We start from the raw sequence: 16418 nt of genomic DNA on the forward strand, positions 1-16418 counted from the left end.
ACAAATTAACTCACTCCAACTCACATCTACTCTCCCATAATCCCCCGAAGCCTCAGTAGATAACTGCAATACCAAACCACCGCGCCCACAACCACCACCACATTCCCCACCAACCAAATCCCAAAATTCCGACTCTGCTCCGCATCACTTACATAAAACGGCCCAAAGTACGCCGACACTGCCACCAGCAGCCCGTTAAACACGCCAACCGCCACCATAACTACCAACATCACAAACACCACGCCTTTAACCACCTTCATACAACCCTCCAAAACCAAATCTCCTTGGAATTTTGGTAATCCGAAAACGTCCCTTTCAATCGAAAATCCCTACTGAATGCACGTGTAGCTCAGCCAATCCGTCGACGCCTCATATTTCAGGGTGGCTTTTCCATAGGGTGTGGAAGGTAAGCATTCGGTATTTCCATCGCGTTTTTTCGCGCGACCGTAGCAAACGCTCCGCTACGGGTGAGGAAGCCGGCGAGAAATCAGAGCGGTCCTACTTGCCTGTAAGTTTTGACTGAAAGGCAACACGCACACCACTGCCCTCTGCGATAAAACCAGCTGAGTTTTCCCACGAAATCCATCGAACAAGTCCGATTACGGGCCTTGATCACAAGCTCATAGGCTCACTCCCCCACACAAGGAAGTGAGCCCGCCATGTCAGAACGCGCCTACCCCCTCACCGAAGAGCAACAACTCAAACAGCGAATCCTGACCCCGCAACCGACGCGGCGGCCTGACTCGCCGCCCATCCAGCTATTCGACCCTCCCCCTGCCCCAACACCTACGCTCACCAAGCCTCCCGGCTGCGTCTTCACCAAACCCTGCCAACTGCCCGATGGCATTACCCACTACGCCGATCCCACCGGTTTCGTACCCATGGAACTGGTGAAGGAATACGGCCATTTCTGCCTATTGGGTGGGCGTGAGGTGGACGCCCAGGGCGACGTGGCCTTGCGCAAGATCAGCGGCAGCGCGCTGCCCATTGGCCTGGGGCAACTGGCCTTGCGTACGGCGGCGGTGGAATCGGCGACCGCCGCTGTCGGGACGGTTGTGGGTGGGTTGTTGACGGGGTTGGTGGCGTTGGCCTGGCCATCGGAACTGGGCGATAGCGCGCTCTACTCCGATGAGCAATTGCGCTCGATGCAGCGGGCGCGTTCGCAGATGCGTTTGCAGGTTGAGCAGTTGGAGGACGGCACGCTCAAGGGTTATGGGTTTTACACCGGTAACAACGCCGACTGGCAGATGATTGATGTGGTGCAGTTTCAAAGCCGTGGCGATCAGTTTGTAGCGGATTTGGGTGAAGAGATGGAGTTGATCTGGACGCCTTCGGTTGATCCGGGTGACACCCTGGGGATTCCGGCGTTGGAGGCTGCGCCGCAAGCGCCGGTGATTTGGATTTATCCGCCGAACGAGAAGGCTGCACAGATTTTGGTTAACCCGGTTTATCCGCCGGAGTATCGGGATTTTATTCTGGTGTTCCCGGTGGGGTCGGGGGTTCGGCCGTTGTATGTGGTGGTGAGTGTTCGGGCTGGGGATCACAAATACCACCCGAGCCCGACGTCTTTACCAGCCTTTCCCGATGCAGTTCGCGCACCATCCAAATCCCGCGTTAAAGGAGGAGGCAGACTTAGGCCCCGCTGGAAAGACCCTCATAGCTATATTTACGAATGGGACTTCGAACGAGGCAAGGTGGAGAAGTACAACAAGAGAGGCAGGCACTTGGGCGAGTTTGACCCTAATACAGGCGAACGAACCAAGGAAGCTGATGACACCAGAAGGATAGAACCATGAAACATCTGATCTACGTAGTCCCAACAGGAAGCGAGAATATTTCGACTGAAATTCCGCTTAACCTGAATGCTGCCGACTTACTGCCAATTATGGGTTGGGAGGATGAGAGCGACTGTGTCTATGACTACTTGCTAACACCTGAGCAAATTGAAGGCATCGAAAAAATAACCTCATTGGTCTTCCCGAAGAATGCGTCGCTGTATCTGGCATGCGATGCGTAGTGCCGACGTTTTCAACTTTCGTTCGACGCAACCCAAGAACCCATGAGGCCAACCATGAAAAAGCCCATCCTCTACCGCTCAGTCAACACCCGTACCCACGGCGTGCGCCACGGCAGTTGCCGCGCCTATCGATACGAACGAAACACCAAAAAAGAAAAGCTCGCGCAATCCACCCGCAGCTCCATGCACAGCCACCATCGCCACGGTTTCGATTACACACCGCTGTTTCGCTTCCTCCTATCCAAGGTAGGCCAACCATGGGACCCCGTTTTCAGCGAGGCCAACGCCCGCGTGGACCGCCCCGATCCAATCTTCTGGATGGTCGCGCTCCACGAAAGCGACAAACGGGAATACGTGAGCACGGGTGAAAACACCTACTACAGCGGCTTATGGGTCGACGACGCTGGCCTGCTGCAAAAGGTAAACCCACAGCTGACACCTGAGCGCATGCCAACCTTTTGCGACTGCTGCACCCACACTTTCAACGGTGTGGTTTATGCGCACGCTTTGCCTATTGGTTGATGTCAGGGGCATTGATGTTGGCTGAACCACTGCCATCGGGGGCAAGCCCCCTCCCACATTTTGTTCGGTGTGGTGCAGTTACTCTGCGATGGGTAATCAGCTCGCCTTCACCCCACTCCCCGCCCCTTCCACCGGTACCCGTTGCGCCGGGTCTGTCACGTCAAACACATGCTGCTCACACATCGAACCCTTGAACTGAAACTCCACCAGATACACCTTGGCCTTTTCCGGGCTAAACGTGCTCATCACCGGCCCACAGTTGTAGTACACCCCATTGCCCTGGCTGCCCGCCGTGCTCGCGACGGTGAGTTTCTTGCCAGGGTCAGCCAATGTTTCCAACTGTGGAAAACGCTTGAACCCGGCGCTGGCGACGGTCTGGTTGAGCTTGGCGATCCAGTTGAAAACCTTGCCTTCGCCGGTGTCCATCACGGTGCCGAGGGTTTCCATGCGTTGGTCGGGGTCGCCTTCGCGGCGGATGGCGAATTCGACGGGGTTGGTGCCGCCGCTGGCTTTCATGATGACTTTGGCGTGCTCGGCGTCGACGGCCACGGTCTTTTGGCGCAGTTGAATACCGTCGTTGAGCAGGGTGGGGGATGAGTTGCGCTGGTTGGAGTTGCAGCCGCAGAGGGCCAGGGTGATGAGGGAAAGCAGGGCGATTCGCTTCACAGGGGGGATGTCCTTATCGGTGTGAATGGGGTGATGACTGGACCTGGAATTAGACAGAATGTTCCGCATTGGAGCAGTTGAGATACAGGCGCTGCGGTTTGTCAGGTGCACCGAGGTTATCCCTTCGCAGCCTCGCTGCGGCTCCAAAGCTCCCACATTGGCCCTGCTTACACCCATTCAAATGTGGGCGGCGTCATTTGGGCTGGAAGGTTTCGAGGTAGGCCAGAATGTTTTCGATCTTCTCTTGGTCGCTGATGCCCCAGAAGATCATGCGCGTGCCGCTCACTACTTTCTTTGGCGCTTCGATATAGGCGGCGAGCTTGTCGCGGGTCCAGACCACGCCGGAGTTTTTCATCGCGTCGGAATATTGATAGTCGGTGGTAGTCCCGGCGGGCCGACCGATGATGCCGTTGAGCTCAGGCCCAAAGCCACCCCGTGCACCTTCACCAATGCTGTGGCAACCACCGCAGGTCTTGGTGAAGAGCTTGCCGCCCGCCTCGGCATCGCCCGCCGCAAAGGCAGGGCCGGTAGTGAACATCAGGGCAAGGGCGAACACGGCGTATTTCATGGGAGGCTCCACAGCAGGTGTAGCGGGCGATTATGCCTGTTTGTCAGGAGCGCATGCCCATCCTTCACTCAACCGCCCGGGCCATACAGCCCATAACCGCACCGTTGCGACTCGGCCTGGGACAAATAGTCGCGCCATGAACAGTTGGCTGCCGTAGACGCACAGGGCGCCATGCTCGCCGGCAGGGTCGACTTTGATCATGCGGCTGCCTGAATCCGGGTGGTTTATGGGTTACTGCCAGGGGCGAGGGCCGTTAGAGGCGAGGGGCAGTACCGTGCAACCTCACTCTTATGACCACCCATCGCCTTAAACACATCCAATCGAACCTATCCAGACATGTTCTACTCCACGTTAATGAACCCTGATGGTGGAGTAAGGATCATGGCTCAGCCATCGATTTTAGTGCTGGAAGACGACGAGATCATTCGTTCGTTAATGGTGGGTGTGTTGGAGGATTTCGGCGCGGTGGTGACGTCGTTTCCTTCGGCAGATGAAGGGATGATTTACCTGGAACGGGGCGATGACCCGGTGGACCTGATTGTCAGCGATATCCAGATGCCGGGTTTGCTCAATGGCTATGACTTGAGCCGAGTGGTGGCCCATCGCTGGCCCACGGTGCCGGTGGTGTTGACCTCTGGCAATACCAAGCTGGCGGCGCAGCTGGGCAGTTCGGTGCGGTTTTTGCCCAAGCCTTGGAGCAGTGAACACCTGATTGAGTGTGTGCAAACGGCACTGACCCAACAGGGTATGTCGCTGCATTGATGGCGTCGAGACATCATTTAAACCGAACTTCGTAACAGGCTCTGCGGTCATTTATGATGCATGGAGCGACTTTTCTGATCCGCTGGTCAGCCTTTTCGCTTAGTGCGCACGGTTACCGGCCTTGAGGTGTGTAGAATCGTCGCCCATTTCCACGCGTCATTCATGGCCGCAAGGCCCACAGTTCGAGCTTATTGAATGCATTCACTGGCCGCGCCCTCTTTGCTGGAAGCCCTACGCACAGGCACCGCCTTGCTGCACGTAGGACTGGAAAAGCGCCTGCCGTTTTTCTCCGAGCATCTGGACGCCGATTGGTACCAGCGTTTGCTCCAAGCCTATTACGGGTTTTACGGGCCAATGGAAGTGGCGCTGTATGACAGCGGCTTGATCCCTGAAGGCTATGACGCAGTGCTGCGCGTGAAAACGCCAACTTTGCTGAGCGATCTTGGCGCCTTGGGCGTTGATGAGCGCGCCCTACCCCGCTGCACCGAACTGCCCCTCTTTGACACCCCTGCCGCCTGCCTTGGCGCCCTGTATGTGCTGGAAGGCGCAACACTGGGCGGCCAGGTTTTGCGCCGGGAAATGGCCCAGCGCCTGGACGTGAATGCCGATAACGGCGGCGCGTTCCTTGATATATACGGCGCCGAGACCGGTCGACGCTGGAAAGACTTTCTCGACTACCTGGGCCGCCAGCCGCTGGACACTAGCGCTAAACAGCGCGCGGTGGATGCCGCCCGTTCGACATTCAGCTGCTTTGAGCAATGGCTCGACAGCCAGGAGGTACTGCTATGAAACCCGACGATTTTGAAGAACTGCTTGCCAACTGTGCCGACGAGCCCATCCGCTTTCCGGGGGCGATCCAGCCCCACGGTGTGCTGCTGACCTTGTCAGAGCCAGACCTGACAATCATTCAGGTCAGCGCCAACGTCACCAGCTTGTTCGGCCATGAACCCGAGGCGCTTCTGGGCCAGCCGCTGCACACGCTGGTGGGCGCCGAGCATGCCAAGGCTGTCGCGGCCATGGCCGAGAACAACACATTTTTTGATGCGCCACCGCTGCACGTCACCTTTGCCGACGCAGAGTTCGAAGGTTTGCTGCACCGCCATCAGAACGTGCTGGTGCTGGAGTTCGAACCCCTGCTCAAGGATTTTCGCCCACGCGCGCTCAACGGTCGCACCAGTGACCTGGGCAAGATGCTGCAGCGTTTGCAGTCAGCAAAAACCCTGCAAGCGCTGTACGAAATCAGCGTGAATGAAATCCAGGCCATGACCGGCTACGACCGCGTGCTGATCTACCGCTTTGAAGAGGAAGGCCACGGCCAGGTGATCGCCGAAGCATCGGCACCGTCCATGGAGCTTTTCAACGGGCTGTTCTTCCCCGCGTCCGACATCCCGGAGCAGGCCCGCGAGCTGTATCGCACCAACTGGCTGCGCATCATCCCCAACGCGGCCTATGAGCCAGTGCCGCTGCTGCCCAAGCTGCGCCCGGACACCGGCCAGCCGCTGGACTTGAGCTTCGCGACCTTGCGCAGCGTGTCACCGATCCATTGCCAGTACATGCAGAACATGGGCGTGTTGTCGTCCATGAGCATCTCGCTGATGAAGGGTGACAAGCTGTGGGGCTTGATCAGTTGTGGTAACCGCGAGCCGCTGCTGGTACCCAACGACCTGCGTACCGCCTGCCAGACCATTGGCCAGGTGCTGTCATTGCAAATCAGCGCGATGGAAGCCTTGGACCTGAGCCGCCAGCGCGAAGAGAAAGTCGAGGCCCTGGCCCTGCTGGACCAGGCGATGAAGCGTTCGGAAGAAAACGTATTCGACGGCCTGGCCCAGCAGCCTCAAGTGTTGATGGAACTCGCGTTGGCTGGCGGCGTAGCGATCATCGAAGACAAGCAACTGCATCGCTACGGCAACTGCCCGGAGCCGGCGCAGATCCGTGCGTTGCACAAGTGGCTGCAAGAAGGCGGCGAGCCGGTGTTCTCCAGCCATAATCTGGCGTCGGTCTACCCGCCCGCCGAGGCATTCCAGCAGGTGGCCAGTGGCGTGTTGGCCATGAGTTTGCCCAAGCCTGTGGATAACGGCGTGCTGTGGTTCCGCCCGGAAGTCAAAGAGAACATCAACTGGAGCGGCGACCCGAAAAAGCCGCTGGACCTGGAAACCTCCGACGCAGGCCTGCGCCTTCGCCCACGCACTTCGTTTGAGATCTGGAAAGTCGAAATGGCCGGCATTTCCACCAAGTGGAGCCACGGCGACCGTTTTGCCGCCAACGACCTGCGCCGCTCGGCGCTGGAAAACGACCTGGCTCGCCAGGTGCTGCGCGAGCAACAGGCCGTGCGCGCCCGTGATGAGTTGGTGGCCGTGGTATCCCACGACCTGCGCAACCCGATGACGGTGATTTCCATGCTGTGCGGCATGATGCAAAAAGCCTTCAGTTCCGACGGCCCACACACTTCACGACGTATTTCTTCGGCCATCGACACCATGCAGCAGGCCGCTGGGCGCATGAATGTGCTGCTCGAAGACCTGCTCGACACCTCGAAAATCGAGGCCGGGCGTTATGTGGTCAAGCCTGTGGCGCTGGATGTGAGCCAGATCTTTGAAGAGGCCTATTCACTGCTGGCACCGCTGGCGATGGAGAAGGGCATCGACCTGTCGTTCAATGCAGAACCCGGCCTGCAGATCAACGCCGACCCGGAGCGCCTGTTCCAGGTGCTGTCGAACCTGATTGGCAATGCCATCAAGTTCACCCCGCGCCAGGGCAATATCGGTATCAGCGCCATGAGCAATGGCGAGGAGATCGTGTTCTCGGTGCGCGACTCTGGCGAAGGCATTGCGCCGGAGCAACTGCCCCATGTGTTTGATCGCTATTGGACACAGACCGAAAACAACCCCACCGGCAGTGGCCTGGGGCTGTATATCACCCAGGGCATCATCCAGGCCCATGGCGGCAAAATCGTTGCCGAAAGTGAAGTGGGACGCGGCAGTGAGTTCAGGTTTACGGTGCCCAAGGTGGAAGGGGACTCCCATACCTGATTGCGCAACGTTTTGTGATAAGGCGTTTATAGCTGCTGCGTCCAGCGCTCTGTAAGTTCGGCCCTCGCCGCGCAGCTTCAATTAAGCGGCGCGTCGAGCCCATACAGTCAGAGGAATGCGTCATGGATTTTCACTACAGCACCTACACAAGTTTCGTCAGCAGCATTCATCGGTTGAACAGCCAACCGGCACAGCACAATGCTTCGCATCAGCCAAAGGCTTCAGAGACTGCCTTGCATGTGCCTAATGCACAGCACCCTGCCAAGAAGACTAACTATCGCAGCGGCATGGACAACCTCAATCGCAATTCGCCGCTTTAACCCCCTCCATGTTCAGGGCTGCTTGTGCAGTCCTGATCACTTTCATCAACAAAATACTGACATCCGCTGGGCTACCCTGCGTGTCTTTCTTGCACAGAGTCACTGCCCTTATGCTGCACCCCGTCCTTGCCGGCCCCCTTTTACGTCGTTTGGAACCCCGCCGCTTGGTGTTGTGGCTGGTGGGCAGCCGCGAATTGGCGCTTACGTTGAGACTGGAGGTGGCCGGCCAGGCGCGGGACATCGTCCTGGCCCCAGACCAGTGCTCTGTGGTGCCGGTGGGTCGCCGGGCCTTTATCCATCTGATCGACGTGCCACTGGAAGACGCCCTGCCCCAAGACGTAGTCATCAACTACGACCTGCTGATCGATAACCTCGGCATCGCCGATTGGGCGCCCCACCTGCTGTACGCCCGCGCACAAACCCCGAATTTCGTTCTGCATAGTCGCATCCACCAGTTGGCGCATGGCTCATGCCGCAAGCCCCACCACCGCGCCGATGAAGGCCTGCTGTGCGTGGACCGCCTGTTGGCCGACGCCCACACGCCAGCCGAACGCCCGGCCTTGCTGATGATGAGCGGCGACCAGGTGTACGCCGACGATGTGGCCGGCCCCATGCTGCGGGCCATCCACGCGCTGATCGAGCGACTGGGCCTGTTCGACGAGTACCTGGAAGGCGCCGTGGTGGATGACAGCGCCAGCCTCTATGGCCACCGCGCCAGCTATTACCATCGCGCCGACCTGCTGCCGGCGCTGGACAGCAACGAAACCCTGCGCGAGCGCTTCTTCGGCGGGGTGAAAAAACCCATCTTCACCAGCAGCACCGCCGACAACCACCTGGTGACCTTTGCCGAAGTGCTGGCGATGTACCTGCTGGCCTGGTCGCCCACGCCCTGGACGCTGATCGCGCCGCAACCACCGCAATTGAGCAGCGAAGAACAGGCGCGGTATGCCCAGGAGCAGGTCCACATCGATGCCTTTCGCGATGGCCTGCCGGGTGTCGCGCGGGTGTTCGCTCACCTGTCTACCTTGATGATCTTCGACGATCACGACATCACCGATGACTGGAACCTCAGCGCCCAATGGGAACAAACCGCCTACGGCCACCCCTTCTCCAAGCGCATCATTGGCAACGCCCTGCTGGCCTATATGCTGTGCCAGGGCTGGGGCAACCAGCCGGATGCATTTGGCGAACTGGTCGGCCGGACACAGGCGCTTGCCGGCAGAATGCAGGCCAATCACCTGGACGCCGCCGCCCAGGATGACTTGATCGACACGCTGCTGACGTTCCAGCGGTGGCACTACGTACTGCCCACTACCCCCGCCCTGGTAGTGCTCGACACCCGCACCCGCCGCTGGCGCAGCGAGTTCACCCTCAAGCAACCGTCCGGCCTGCTGGACTGGGAAGCCTTAAGCGAACTGCAACAGGAACTGCTCGACCACCCTTCGGCCATCATCGTCTCGCCCGCGCCGATCTTTGGCGTCAAGCTGATCGAGACGGTACAAAAGGTGTTCAGTTGGTGTGGCCACCCACTGTTGGTAGACGCCGAAAACTGGATGGCCCATCGCGGTGCCGCCCAGGTGATCCTCAATATCTTCCGCCACTCACGCACGCCGGGTAACTACGTGATCCTCTCGGGTGATGTGCACTATTCGTTCGTCTACGAGGTGCTGATCCGGCATCGCAACGCCGGCCCGCGGATCTGGCAGATCACCAGCAGCGGCATCAAGAACGAATTCCCTGCGCGCTTGCTGGAATGGTTCGACCGTCTCAACCGCTGGCTCTACTCCCCCCGTTCACCCCTTAACTGGTTCACGCGCCGACGCACCATGCAGGTGGTGCCGCATATCCCGGAACATGCCGAGGCCGGGGAGCGCCTGTGGAACTCGGCGGGAATAGGTCAGGTGTTTTTCAATGAACAGGGCCAACCGGAGGCGATTTACCAACACAACGCGGATGGGCGGGAACGAACGCGGATGGTGGCGCCGAAACAATAGCCCATTGCCACTCCCCAAAAGCATCACCCGCACCCTATTCAAAGCCCCCAGGCCCCGTTGTACAGTAGCTCCAGCCAAGGAGTATCGGCGCCAATTTTGACTGGCCTTGGACGCCAGCACAGGCAGGGAGCACGAAGATGGACGATATTTCCGACAATAGCCCGCTGCACAATGATTTTTCTCACCTCAATGCCGACATGTTGCACACGGTCCTGGAGCTGGTCAGCGATGGGATCTGGGACTGGAACGCCAACACCGGTTTTGTGTACCGCAATCCGGGGTGGTACGAGATGCTGGGCTATCCCCGCCACTCCCTTGAAAACAGCGTGTTCACTTGGGAAAACGTGATCCACCCGGAGGATTACCCCCTGGTGATGCAGCGGTTTGATGACTACATCAACCGTCGCGCGCCCCACTATCAGATCGAATACCGTTGCCGCAGGCAGGATGGCAGCTACCTGTGGATCGAAGACCGCGGCTATGTGATTGCGCGCAATACCGACGGTTCGGTGGCGCGGATGGTGGGGGCGCACCGTGATATTCATGCACGCAAATGCTCCATCGAACAGTTGGAGCGACGTAACCAATCCCTTGAGGCTCTGGTGGCCGAACGCACGGGCGAGTTGTCACGGGTCAATCAACAGTTGCAATTGCAGCTTGATGAAAACCGCGCCCTGTCCGAGCGCGACCCCCTGACCTTGGTCGCCAATCGCTATCGCCTGGAAAAGGTGCTGCTGGAAGAATGCGAGCGTGCCCAACGCTTTCGCCTGCCACTGGCGTTGATCGCCATGGATATCGATGACTTCAAGCCGATCAATGATCAGCACGGCCACGGCGTGGGCGACCAGGCCCTGGTGCGGGTGGTGGCGTGCCTGGAAAGCTGCATACGCCCCGACGACCTGGTGGCCCGCTGGAGAGGCGATGAATTCATGGTGGTGCTGCCCAAAAGCTCACTGGCGGTGGCAAAAACCCTGGCTGCAAACATCCGCCAAGCACTCAAGAATGTGCCGGTAAGGCCGGGCCTGAGCGTGACCCTGAGCCTGGGCGTGGCCGAGCGCCAGCCGGGTGAGTCACCCATGGCCCTGATGGCGCGTGCCGATCAAGCGCTGTACCGCGCCAAGGCAGCGGGAAAGGATGGGGTGTCGGAGTGACTGCCCGGCGCAGATGCTGCTGACGGCACATCCCGACTTTTAATAATGACCCGGCGACTTTATTTCGTTTGCGGCAGGGCCCGGCCTACGGCTTAGATAAAAAACAGCCCGCCACTGCCGAGTCCAGGATTCATGAGCCGCGAAACCATCAGCCAGTCGATTTCCATCGTTCACCCCATCAGCCTCAGCCATGGCAAAAACGCCGAGGTGTGGGATACCTCGGGTAAACGCTATATCGATTTTGTCGGCGGTATCGGCGTGCTCAACCTCGGGCATTGCCACCCAGGTGTGGTCGAGGCGATTCGCGAGCAGGCCACCCGGCTCACCCATTACGCCTTCAACGCCGTCCCTCACGCGCCTTACATCGAACTGATGGAACGTCTGACGGCCTTTATCCCGGTGAGTTACCCCGTCAGCGGCATGCTTACCAACAGCGGCGCGGAGGCGGCGGAAAACGCCCTGAAGATCGTGCGCGGCGCCACCGGCCGTACAGCGGTAATTGCCTTCGACGGCGCATTCCACGGCCGGACCCTGGCCACCCTCAACCTCAACGGCAAGGTGGCGCCCTACAAGCAAAAGGTCGGTGTACTGCCGGGCCCTGTGTATCACCTGCCCTACCCTAGCGCCGATAACGGCGTGAGCTGCGCCGAAGCGCTAAAAGCCATGGACCGTCTGTTCAGCGTGGAAATCGACGTTAACGACGTCGCCTGCTTCATCATCGAGCCCGTGCAGGGCGAAGGTGGTTTCCTGGCCCTGAGCAGCGAGTTTGCCCAGGTACTGCGGCGTTTTTGCGACGAAAACAACATCCTGCTGATTGCCGATGAAATCCAATCGGGGTTCGGCCGCACGGGCCAGCGCTTTGCCTTCTCGCGCCTGGGCATTGAGCCGGACCTGATCCTGCTGGGCAAAAGCATCGCAGGGGGTGTGCCGCTGGGTGCAGTGGTGGGGCGCAAGGCACTGCTCGACAACCTGCCCAAGGGCGGCCTGGGTGGCACCTATTCCGGCAACCCCATCGCATGTGCGGCGGCGTTGGCGACGCTGGATGCGATGACCGATGAGCACTTGAACACCTGGGGCTCGCAACAGGAAGAGGCCATCGTGCGCCGTTACCAAGCCTGGCGTGAACAGGGGCTTTGCGTCTTTCTCGGCCGACTGACTGGTGTCGGCGCCATGCGCGGCATCGAACTGGCCAACCCTGACGGTACGCCCGCGCCCCAGCAACTGACGCAACTGCTCGGCCTGGCGCGGGACGCCGGTTTGCTGCTGATGCCCAGCGGCAAGTCACGGCATATCATCCGCTTGCTGGCGCCCCTCACCATTGAACCTGCGGTATTGGATGAAGGGTTGGATATCCTTGAGCGCTGCCTCAAACAATTGAAGGCCTAGCTCGTTTGCACTGACAACGCCGGCAAGGTGGGCAACGTGCCGCCTTGACCTGATCCCCCTCCCCCCTGAAAATGCCCGACGCTTTTTTGTCCCCCGTTTACTGAAGTGAAATTTCAATGTCCGATTCCCACCACGAAGAATCCGTAGTCGCCTTGCCGTCCAAAGCTGAATACGAAAACGCCATCAATCTTTCACAGCATGTGCCAGCGGCCAAGATCATCAGCGAGATGGTGTTGGACGCGTTCCACACCTCCAAGGAAAGCGACCAGATCCGCGAACTGCGCGTCGCTATCCGCCAGGCCCACGATGCCTTTGACGACGACAAGGCCTATGACCTGATGGGCCAGCTCAAGCAACTCAAGGACGCCGAGGCCGCTGACAACATTGCCCTGGAAGACCTGAGCAGCAAGTTCTCCATCAGCCGCATCCTGTCCAGCTTCAAGGATGACCCCGAGTTCCAGGAACTGGTCTACGGCCTGGCCCTCAAGGTGCTGAACCAAAGCCACCTGGCCATCAGCAACCCAAGCTCGGGCAAGAGCAAGGCCGCACGCCCCAAGAAAGAGGCCGAAGTGTTTGTGATCAGCAAGGACGGCATCAGCGTCACCCTGCCGCTGCGCACGCCGCGCTCCAAGTTGAATGTGGACCGCGAAGCGTTCGAATTCCTGGGTTTCAGCTTTGTGGGTGAGGGCGAAGAGGCCGAGCTGGAGGTGGAAAGCTTTGTGGATAACTCGGGGGCCGAGCAGCCGTTGAGTCGCAAGAGTGTGATTACGGCGTTGCAGCAGCAGAGCGCGTTTGACGGTTACAGCATCGCGCAGCAGTAACCCATTCTCAGCAACACCGCTAAACCCAATGTGGGAGGGGGCTTGCTCCCTCCCACATTTGATCTGTGTTGTGTCAGTTACTACCCACCACCTGCGCTGCAAACACCTCCCTAAACCGCGCCATCTCCTGCTTGTTGCCCACCGTCACCCGTACCCACTGCGGCCAGTTTTTCCACACCCGGCCAATCAACACGCCGTGCGCGGCCAGTTTCTCGATCACCTGCTCAGCCGGTTGCTTCACATCGATCATGAAGCAGTTGGCCTGGGACGCGGTGCAGGCGAATCCCCGGCCTTTCAACCAGGCAATGGTTTCATCGCGCAGTTGGTTGTTGAGCGCCTTGCGTTGGGGCAGCAACTTCACGTCTTCGAGGCTGGCCAAACCTGCCAGCAGCGTGGGCCCCGCTGGCACGTTGTCGCCGCCAAACACCGCCAGCCGCTCCAGCAGACCTGGATGGCCGATCGCCAAACCCAGGCGAGCACCGGCCATGCCGTAGATTTTCGAGAAGGTGCGCAACACCAGCAGGTCGTCGTGGTCCTTGACCCAACTGACCACGCTGGGCACATCGGCAAAGTCGATATAGGCCTCGTCCACCACGAGTACGCTGCCTTTGGGTTTGTTCGCCAACGCCTGGCGGATGGCATCGGTGGGGGTGACGGTGCCGGTGGGGTTGTTGGGGTTGCACAGGTAAAGCATGCCCGCGCTGGAATCAGCGGCGAGCATGGCCGGTACGTCATGGGCGTGCTCGGCGTTCAAGTCCACTTCCTTGACCGGCGCCTTGTTCGACTCGGCCGCCTGGCGCGGCACTTCATAAGACGGCGTGGCCATCACCAGCCCATGGGTTTGATCGGTAAATGCCAGCACCGCGTAGCGCAGAGCGGCCATGGAGCCGGCAAACACCGCCACCTGCTCCTCGGCAATCCCTTGCTGCTGGGCAAACAGCCCGGCCAGGGCATACATGTGCTTGTAAGGGTAGCGCCCGGAGGTGGCGATGCCGCGTTGCATCGCGGCACGGGCGGCCTGTGAGGGGCCGTAGGGGCTTTCGTTGTAGTTGAGCAGCACCGTGTCAGTCTTTGCCGGCGGCGGGGCCGCTACCGCCCAATCAAGGCGCCCCAGCAGAGGCAGGGCAGCGCCCAGGGCGAGAAGGGACCGACGACTAACGCTGACCATGGCGCAACTCCTTGTAAGGGGGGTGATGGATTCGCACAGCTCGTACAGAGGGGTATGACGAGAAAATCGGCACGCGATTTAAACGATCGCCCAAGAAAAAGCCCCGCGCTTCTCTCGAAGGCGGGGCTTTTTCACTGCGTTACCACTCAGTGAGCGTAGGTCAGCAACAGCTCTTTCGGCACTTGGAAATCCAGGGACATCATCACGCTGAGCGCGGTAATGGTGAAGATCGAGAACACGAACAGCTTGCGCGCCCAGACGGTGTCATCCACCGCCTTGTAGCCGGTCCAGGCCATGTACAACCAGTACATGCCCATGGCGGCGGCAACGGCAAGGTAGCTCATGCCGGCGTAGCCACTGAAGGTCAACATCAAGGTCGCCACGAGGAAGGCCAGGATGTACAGCAGGATGTGTTTCTTGGCGACCTGGATGCCACGTTTTACCGGCAGTACCGGAATCGAAGCAGCCAGGTAGTCGTTGAAACGGAAGATCGCAATGGCGTAGGAGTGCGGCATCTGCCACAGGCTGAACATCACCAGTAGCGTCAGCGCGGCCATGTCGAAGCTATTGGTTACAGCCACATAACCAATCACCGGCGGCATCGCCCCCGACAGACTGCCCACCAGCGTGCCGTGAACCGACTTGCGCTTGAGGTACAGGCTGTAAAGGCCAACGTAGATGACAAAGCCGATCACGGCAAACAGCGCCGCCAACGGGTTGGCCACCTTGTACAACAACGCCACGCCGGCAACACCCAAAACGGTCGCGAACAGCAGTGCCAGCTTCAGGGAGATAAGCCCCTGCACCAGCACGCGGTTCTTGGTGCGCTCCATCTTGATATCGATGTCACGGTCGATGCAGTTGTTGAACACACATCCGGAAGCTACCACCAGGGAGGTGCCGATCATCGCAGCCAGGAAGATGGCCAGATCGACATGTCCCTTGGAGGCCAGGAAGAAACCGCCCGCCACAGAAAGCACGTTACCGAAAATGATCCCCGGTTTGGTGATTTGGATAAAGTGCTTAAGCGACATCGGGTCTTACCTCACTTCGCCATCATGAACGTATGGATGCTGAACATGATCCATATCGACAGGCCAACCAACAGCAGGATTACCAACCCTGCGAACACGAACGCAATCACGTTATCGCGTTGCTCTTTCGAGCGATCCAGGTGCAGGAAGTACACCAGGTGAACCAGAACCTGGATCACTGCGAATGCCAGCACGATCATCAAAGTGATCGACTTTGGCAGGGTCGGGTACATCACCAGACCAAACGGGATAAGCGTCAGGATTACCGACAGGATGAAGCCGATAGCGTAGGACTTAACGCTGCCGTGGCTCGCATCATGGCTGTCATGGTCATGGGAGTGTGCATTAGCCATTACAGAGTCCCCATCAGGTAAACAACGGTGAAGACGCAGATCCAGACCACGTCCAGGAAGTGCCAGAACAGGCTCAGGCAGCTCAGGCGGGTCTTGTTGGTGTTGGTCAGGCCGTGCTTATTGACCTGATACATCATCACCGCCATCCACAGCAGGCCGGCTGTTACGTGCAGACCGTGGGTGCCTACCAGCGTGAAGAACGCAGACAGGAAGCCGGAACGGTGCGGGCCGTAGCCTTCGGAGATCAACAGGTGGAACTCGTTGATTTCCATGCCGATGAAGCCCAGGCCGAACAGGAAGGTCAGTGCCAACCAGCTCAGTACGCCTTTCTTGTTGCCTTTGTAGAAGGCCAACATGGCGAAGCCGTAGGTGATCGAACTGAACAACAGCAAGGCGGTTTCGCCAAGCACGTAAGGCAGTTCGAAGATGTCGTGGCCCGACGGGCCACCCGCTACGTTGTTTACCAGTACCGCGTACACCGCGAAGATCGACGCAAACAAGATGCAGTCGGTCATCAGGTAGAGCCAGAAACCGAAAACGGTCATCGGCCCCGAGTCGTGGTGATGGTCATCGTGCCCATGGTCATCGACATGGGCGTGTCCAGCATTGGTCACTAAGTTCGACATG

18 protein-coding genes are annotated in these 16418 nt (G+C 59.2%); 11 read left to right on the forward strand and 7 right to left on the reverse strand.

The window, feature by feature from the left end:
- Positions 1 to 26: 26 nt before the first annotated feature.
- Positions 27 to 260, reverse strand: coding sequence for a hypothetical protein (locus DYL59_RS14650; RefSeq protein WP_135289842.1), 234 nt, complete (start codon positions 258 to 260; stop codon positions 27 to 29).
- 399 nt (positions 261 to 659) lie between these two features.
- On the opposite strand from DYL59_RS14650, the gene DYL59_RS14655 reads away from it, so the two are divergent.
- Genes DYL59_RS14655 through DYL59_RS14665 form a run of 3 tightly spaced genes read left to right on the forward strand, consistent with a single transcriptional unit; the run spans position 660 to position 2539 of the window.
- A complete protein-coding gene (locus tag DYL59_RS14655; RefSeq protein ID WP_135289843.1) occupies positions 660 to 1796 on the forward strand; it encodes a colicin E3/pyocin S6 family cytotoxin in 1137 nt (378 codons plus the stop codon).
- Complete coding sequence (locus tag DYL59_RS14660; protein ID WP_135289844.1) at positions 1793 to 2017, forward strand: hypothetical protein; 225 nt, start codon at positions 1793 to 1795, stop codon at positions 2015 to 2017. The genes DYL59_RS14655 and DYL59_RS14660 overlap by 4 nt, the downstream gene beginning before the upstream one ends.
- A gap of 54 nt (positions 2018 to 2071) precedes the next feature.
- A complete protein-coding gene (locus tag DYL59_RS14665) occupies positions 2072 to 2539 on the forward strand; it encodes a hypothetical protein (RefSeq protein WP_135289845.1) in 468 nt (155 codons plus the stop codon).
- A gap of 96 nt (positions 2540 to 2635) precedes the next feature.
- Here the strand turns inward: DYL59_RS14665 and DYL59_RS14670 are convergent, their stop codons facing one another.
- Both DYL59_RS14670 and DYL59_RS14675 read right to left on the reverse strand, forming a co-directional pair.
- Complete coding sequence (locus tag DYL59_RS14670; RefSeq protein WP_135289846.1) at positions 2636 to 3205, reverse strand: hypothetical protein; 570 nt, start codon at positions 3203 to 3205, stop codon at positions 2636 to 2638.
- A 193-nt stretch (positions 3206 to 3398) separates the two neighbouring features.
- Positions 3399 to 3773 carry a c-type cytochrome gene (locus DYL59_RS14675; RefSeq protein ID WP_135289847.1) on the reverse strand — a complete coding sequence of 125 codons (375 nt, stop codon included), beginning with the start codon at positions 3771 to 3773 and terminating at the stop codon, positions 3399 to 3401.
- Between the two features lie 381 nt (positions 3774 to 4154).
- Here DYL59_RS14675 and DYL59_RS14685 point away from each other — a divergent pair, with 381 nt between their 5' ends.
- The 8 genes from DYL59_RS14685 (at position 4155) to DYL59_RS14720 (ending at position 13236) form a co-directional block, all read left to right on the forward strand.
- Positions 4155 to 4535 carry a response regulator gene (locus DYL59_RS14685; protein WP_135289848.1) on the forward strand — a complete coding sequence of 127 codons (381 nt, stop codon included), beginning with the start codon at positions 4155 to 4157 and terminating at the stop codon, positions 4533 to 4535.
- A gap of 195 nt (positions 4536 to 4730) precedes the next feature.
- A complete protein-coding gene (locus DYL59_RS14690; RefSeq protein ID WP_135289849.1) occupies positions 4731 to 5324 on the forward strand; it encodes a biliverdin-producing heme oxygenase in 594 nt (197 codons plus the stop codon).
- Entirely contained in the window at positions 5321 to 7564 is a 2244-nt protein-coding gene (locus DYL59_RS14695) for an ATP-binding protein (protein WP_135289850.1), read from the forward strand. The genes DYL59_RS14690 and DYL59_RS14695 overlap by 4 nt, the downstream gene beginning before the upstream one ends.
- Before the next feature lie 122 nt (positions 7565 to 7686).
- A complete protein-coding gene (locus tag DYL59_RS14700; protein WP_135289851.1) occupies positions 7687 to 7884 on the forward strand; it encodes a hypothetical protein in 198 nt (65 codons plus the stop codon).
- 110 nt (positions 7885 to 7994) lie between these two features.
- Positions 7995 to 9878 carry an alkaline phosphatase D family protein gene (locus DYL59_RS14705; protein ID WP_135289852.1) on the forward strand — a complete coding sequence of 628 codons (1884 nt, stop codon included), beginning with the start codon at positions 7995 to 7997 and terminating at the stop codon, positions 9876 to 9878.
- Positions 9879 to 10015: 137 nt separating this feature from the next.
- Complete coding sequence (locus tag DYL59_RS14710; RefSeq protein ID WP_135289853.1) at positions 10016 to 11029, forward strand: sensor domain-containing diguanylate cyclase; 1014 nt, start codon at positions 10016 to 10018, stop codon at positions 11027 to 11029.
- A gap of 132 nt (positions 11030 to 11161) precedes the next feature.
- Positions 11162 to 12415, forward strand: coding sequence for a 2-aminoadipate transaminase (locus tag DYL59_RS14715; RefSeq protein ID WP_135289854.1), 1254 nt, complete (start codon positions 11162 to 11164; stop codon positions 12413 to 12415).
- Between the two features lie 116 nt (positions 12416 to 12531).
- Positions 12532 to 13236 (forward strand): hypothetical protein, encoded by a 705-nt coding sequence (locus tag DYL59_RS14720; RefSeq protein WP_135289855.1) that lies wholly within the window; start codon positions 12532 to 12534, stop codon positions 13234 to 13236.
- Between the two features lie 73 nt (positions 13237 to 13309).
- On the opposite strand, the gene ptaA is transcribed toward DYL59_RS14720, so the two are convergent.
- From ptaA to DYL59_RS14740, 4 genes are all read right to left on the reverse strand, one after another.
- Positions 13310 to 14404 (reverse strand): pyoverdine biosynthesis transaminase PtaA, encoded by a 1095-nt coding sequence (ptaA, locus tag DYL59_RS14725; RefSeq protein WP_135289856.1) that lies wholly within the window; start codon positions 14402 to 14404, stop codon positions 13310 to 13312.
- Between the two features lie 146 nt (positions 14405 to 14550).
- The gene (cyoE, locus tag DYL59_RS14730) at positions 14551 to 15438 is read right to left on the reverse strand and encodes a heme o synthase (RefSeq protein ID WP_135289857.1); all 888 of its coding nucleotides are present in this window, start codon (positions 15436 to 15438) and stop codon (positions 14551 to 14553) included.
- 11 nt (positions 15439 to 15449) lie between these two features.
- Complete coding sequence (cyoD, locus tag DYL59_RS14735) at positions 15450 to 15791, reverse strand: cytochrome o ubiquinol oxidase subunit IV (protein WP_010206434.1); 342 nt, start codon at positions 15789 to 15791, stop codon at positions 15450 to 15452.
- Positions 15791 to 16417: a cytochrome o ubiquinol oxidase subunit III gene (locus DYL59_RS14740; RefSeq protein ID WP_010206435.1), complete on the reverse strand. Its 627-nt coding sequence runs from the start codon at positions 16415 to 16417 to the stop codon at positions 15791 to 15793. The genes cyoD and DYL59_RS14740 overlap by 1 nt, the downstream gene beginning before the upstream one ends.
- Position 16418: the final 1 nt, after the last annotated feature.

Source organism: Pseudomonas kairouanensis (assembly GCF_004682055.1).
GTDB lineage: Bacteria > Pseudomonadota > Gammaproteobacteria > Pseudomonadales > Pseudomonadaceae > Aquipseudomonas > Aquipseudomonas kairouanensis.

Bases quoted from the DNA above. Each gene is read 5' to 3' on its own strand.
- DYL59_RS14650 (WP_135289842.1), bottom strand. From the start codon at position 260: ATGAAGGTGGTTAAAGGCGTGGTGTTTGTGATGTTGGTAGTTATGGTG.
- DYL59_RS14655 (WP_135289843.1), top strand. From the start codon at position 660: ATGTCAGAACGCGCCTACCCCCTCACCGAAGAGCAACAACTCAAACAG.
- DYL59_RS14660 (WP_135289844.1), top strand. From the start codon at position 1,793: ATGAAACATCTGATCTACGTAGTCCCAACAGGAAGCGAGAATATTTCG.
- DYL59_RS14665 (WP_135289845.1), top strand. From the start codon at position 2,072: ATGAAAAAGCCCATCCTCTACCGCTCAGTCAACACCCGTACCCACGGC.
- DYL59_RS14675 (WP_135289847.1), bottom strand. From the start codon at position 3,773: ATGAAATACGCCGTGTTCGCCCTTGCCCTGATGTTCACTACCGGCCCT.
- DYL59_RS14685 (WP_135289848.1), top strand. From the start codon at position 4,155: ATGGCTCAGCCATCGATTTTAGTGCTGGAAGACGACGAGATCATTCGT.
- DYL59_RS14690 (WP_135289849.1), top strand. From the start codon at position 4,731: ATGCATTCACTGGCCGCGCCCTCTTTGCTGGAAGCCCTACGCACAGGC.
- DYL59_RS14695 (WP_135289850.1), top strand. From the start codon at position 5,321: ATGAAACCCGACGATTTTGAAGAACTGCTTGCCAACTGTGCCGACGAG.
- DYL59_RS14700 (WP_135289851.1), top strand. From the start codon at position 7,687: ATGGATTTTCACTACAGCACCTACACAAGTTTCGTCAGCAGCATTCAT.
- DYL59_RS14705 (WP_135289852.1), top strand. From the start codon at position 7,995: ATGCTGCACCCCGTCCTTGCCGGCCCCCTTTTACGTCGTTTGGAACCC.
- DYL59_RS14710 (WP_135289853.1), top strand. From the start codon at position 10,016: ATGGACGATATTTCCGACAATAGCCCGCTGCACAATGATTTTTCTCAC.
- DYL59_RS14715 (WP_135289854.1), top strand. From the start codon at position 11,162: ATGAGCCGCGAAACCATCAGCCAGTCGATTTCCATCGTTCACCCCATC.
- DYL59_RS14720 (WP_135289855.1), top strand. From the start codon at position 12,532: ATGTCCGATTCCCACCACGAAGAATCCGTAGTCGCCTTGCCGTCCAAA.
- ptaA (WP_135289856.1), bottom strand. From the start codon at position 14,404: ATGGTCAGCGTTAGTCGTCGGTCCCTTCTCGCCCTGGGCGCTGCCCTG.
- cyoE (WP_135289857.1), bottom strand. From the start codon at position 15,438: ATGTCGCTTAAGCACTTTATCCAAATCACCAAACCGGGGATCATTTTC.
- cyoD (WP_010206434.1), bottom strand. From the start codon at position 15,791: ATGGCTAATGCACACTCCCATGACCATGACAGCCATGATGCGAGCCAC.
- DYL59_RS14740 (WP_010206435.1), bottom strand. From the start codon at position 16,417: ATGTCGAACTTAGTGACCAATGCTGGACACGCCCATGTCGATGACCAT.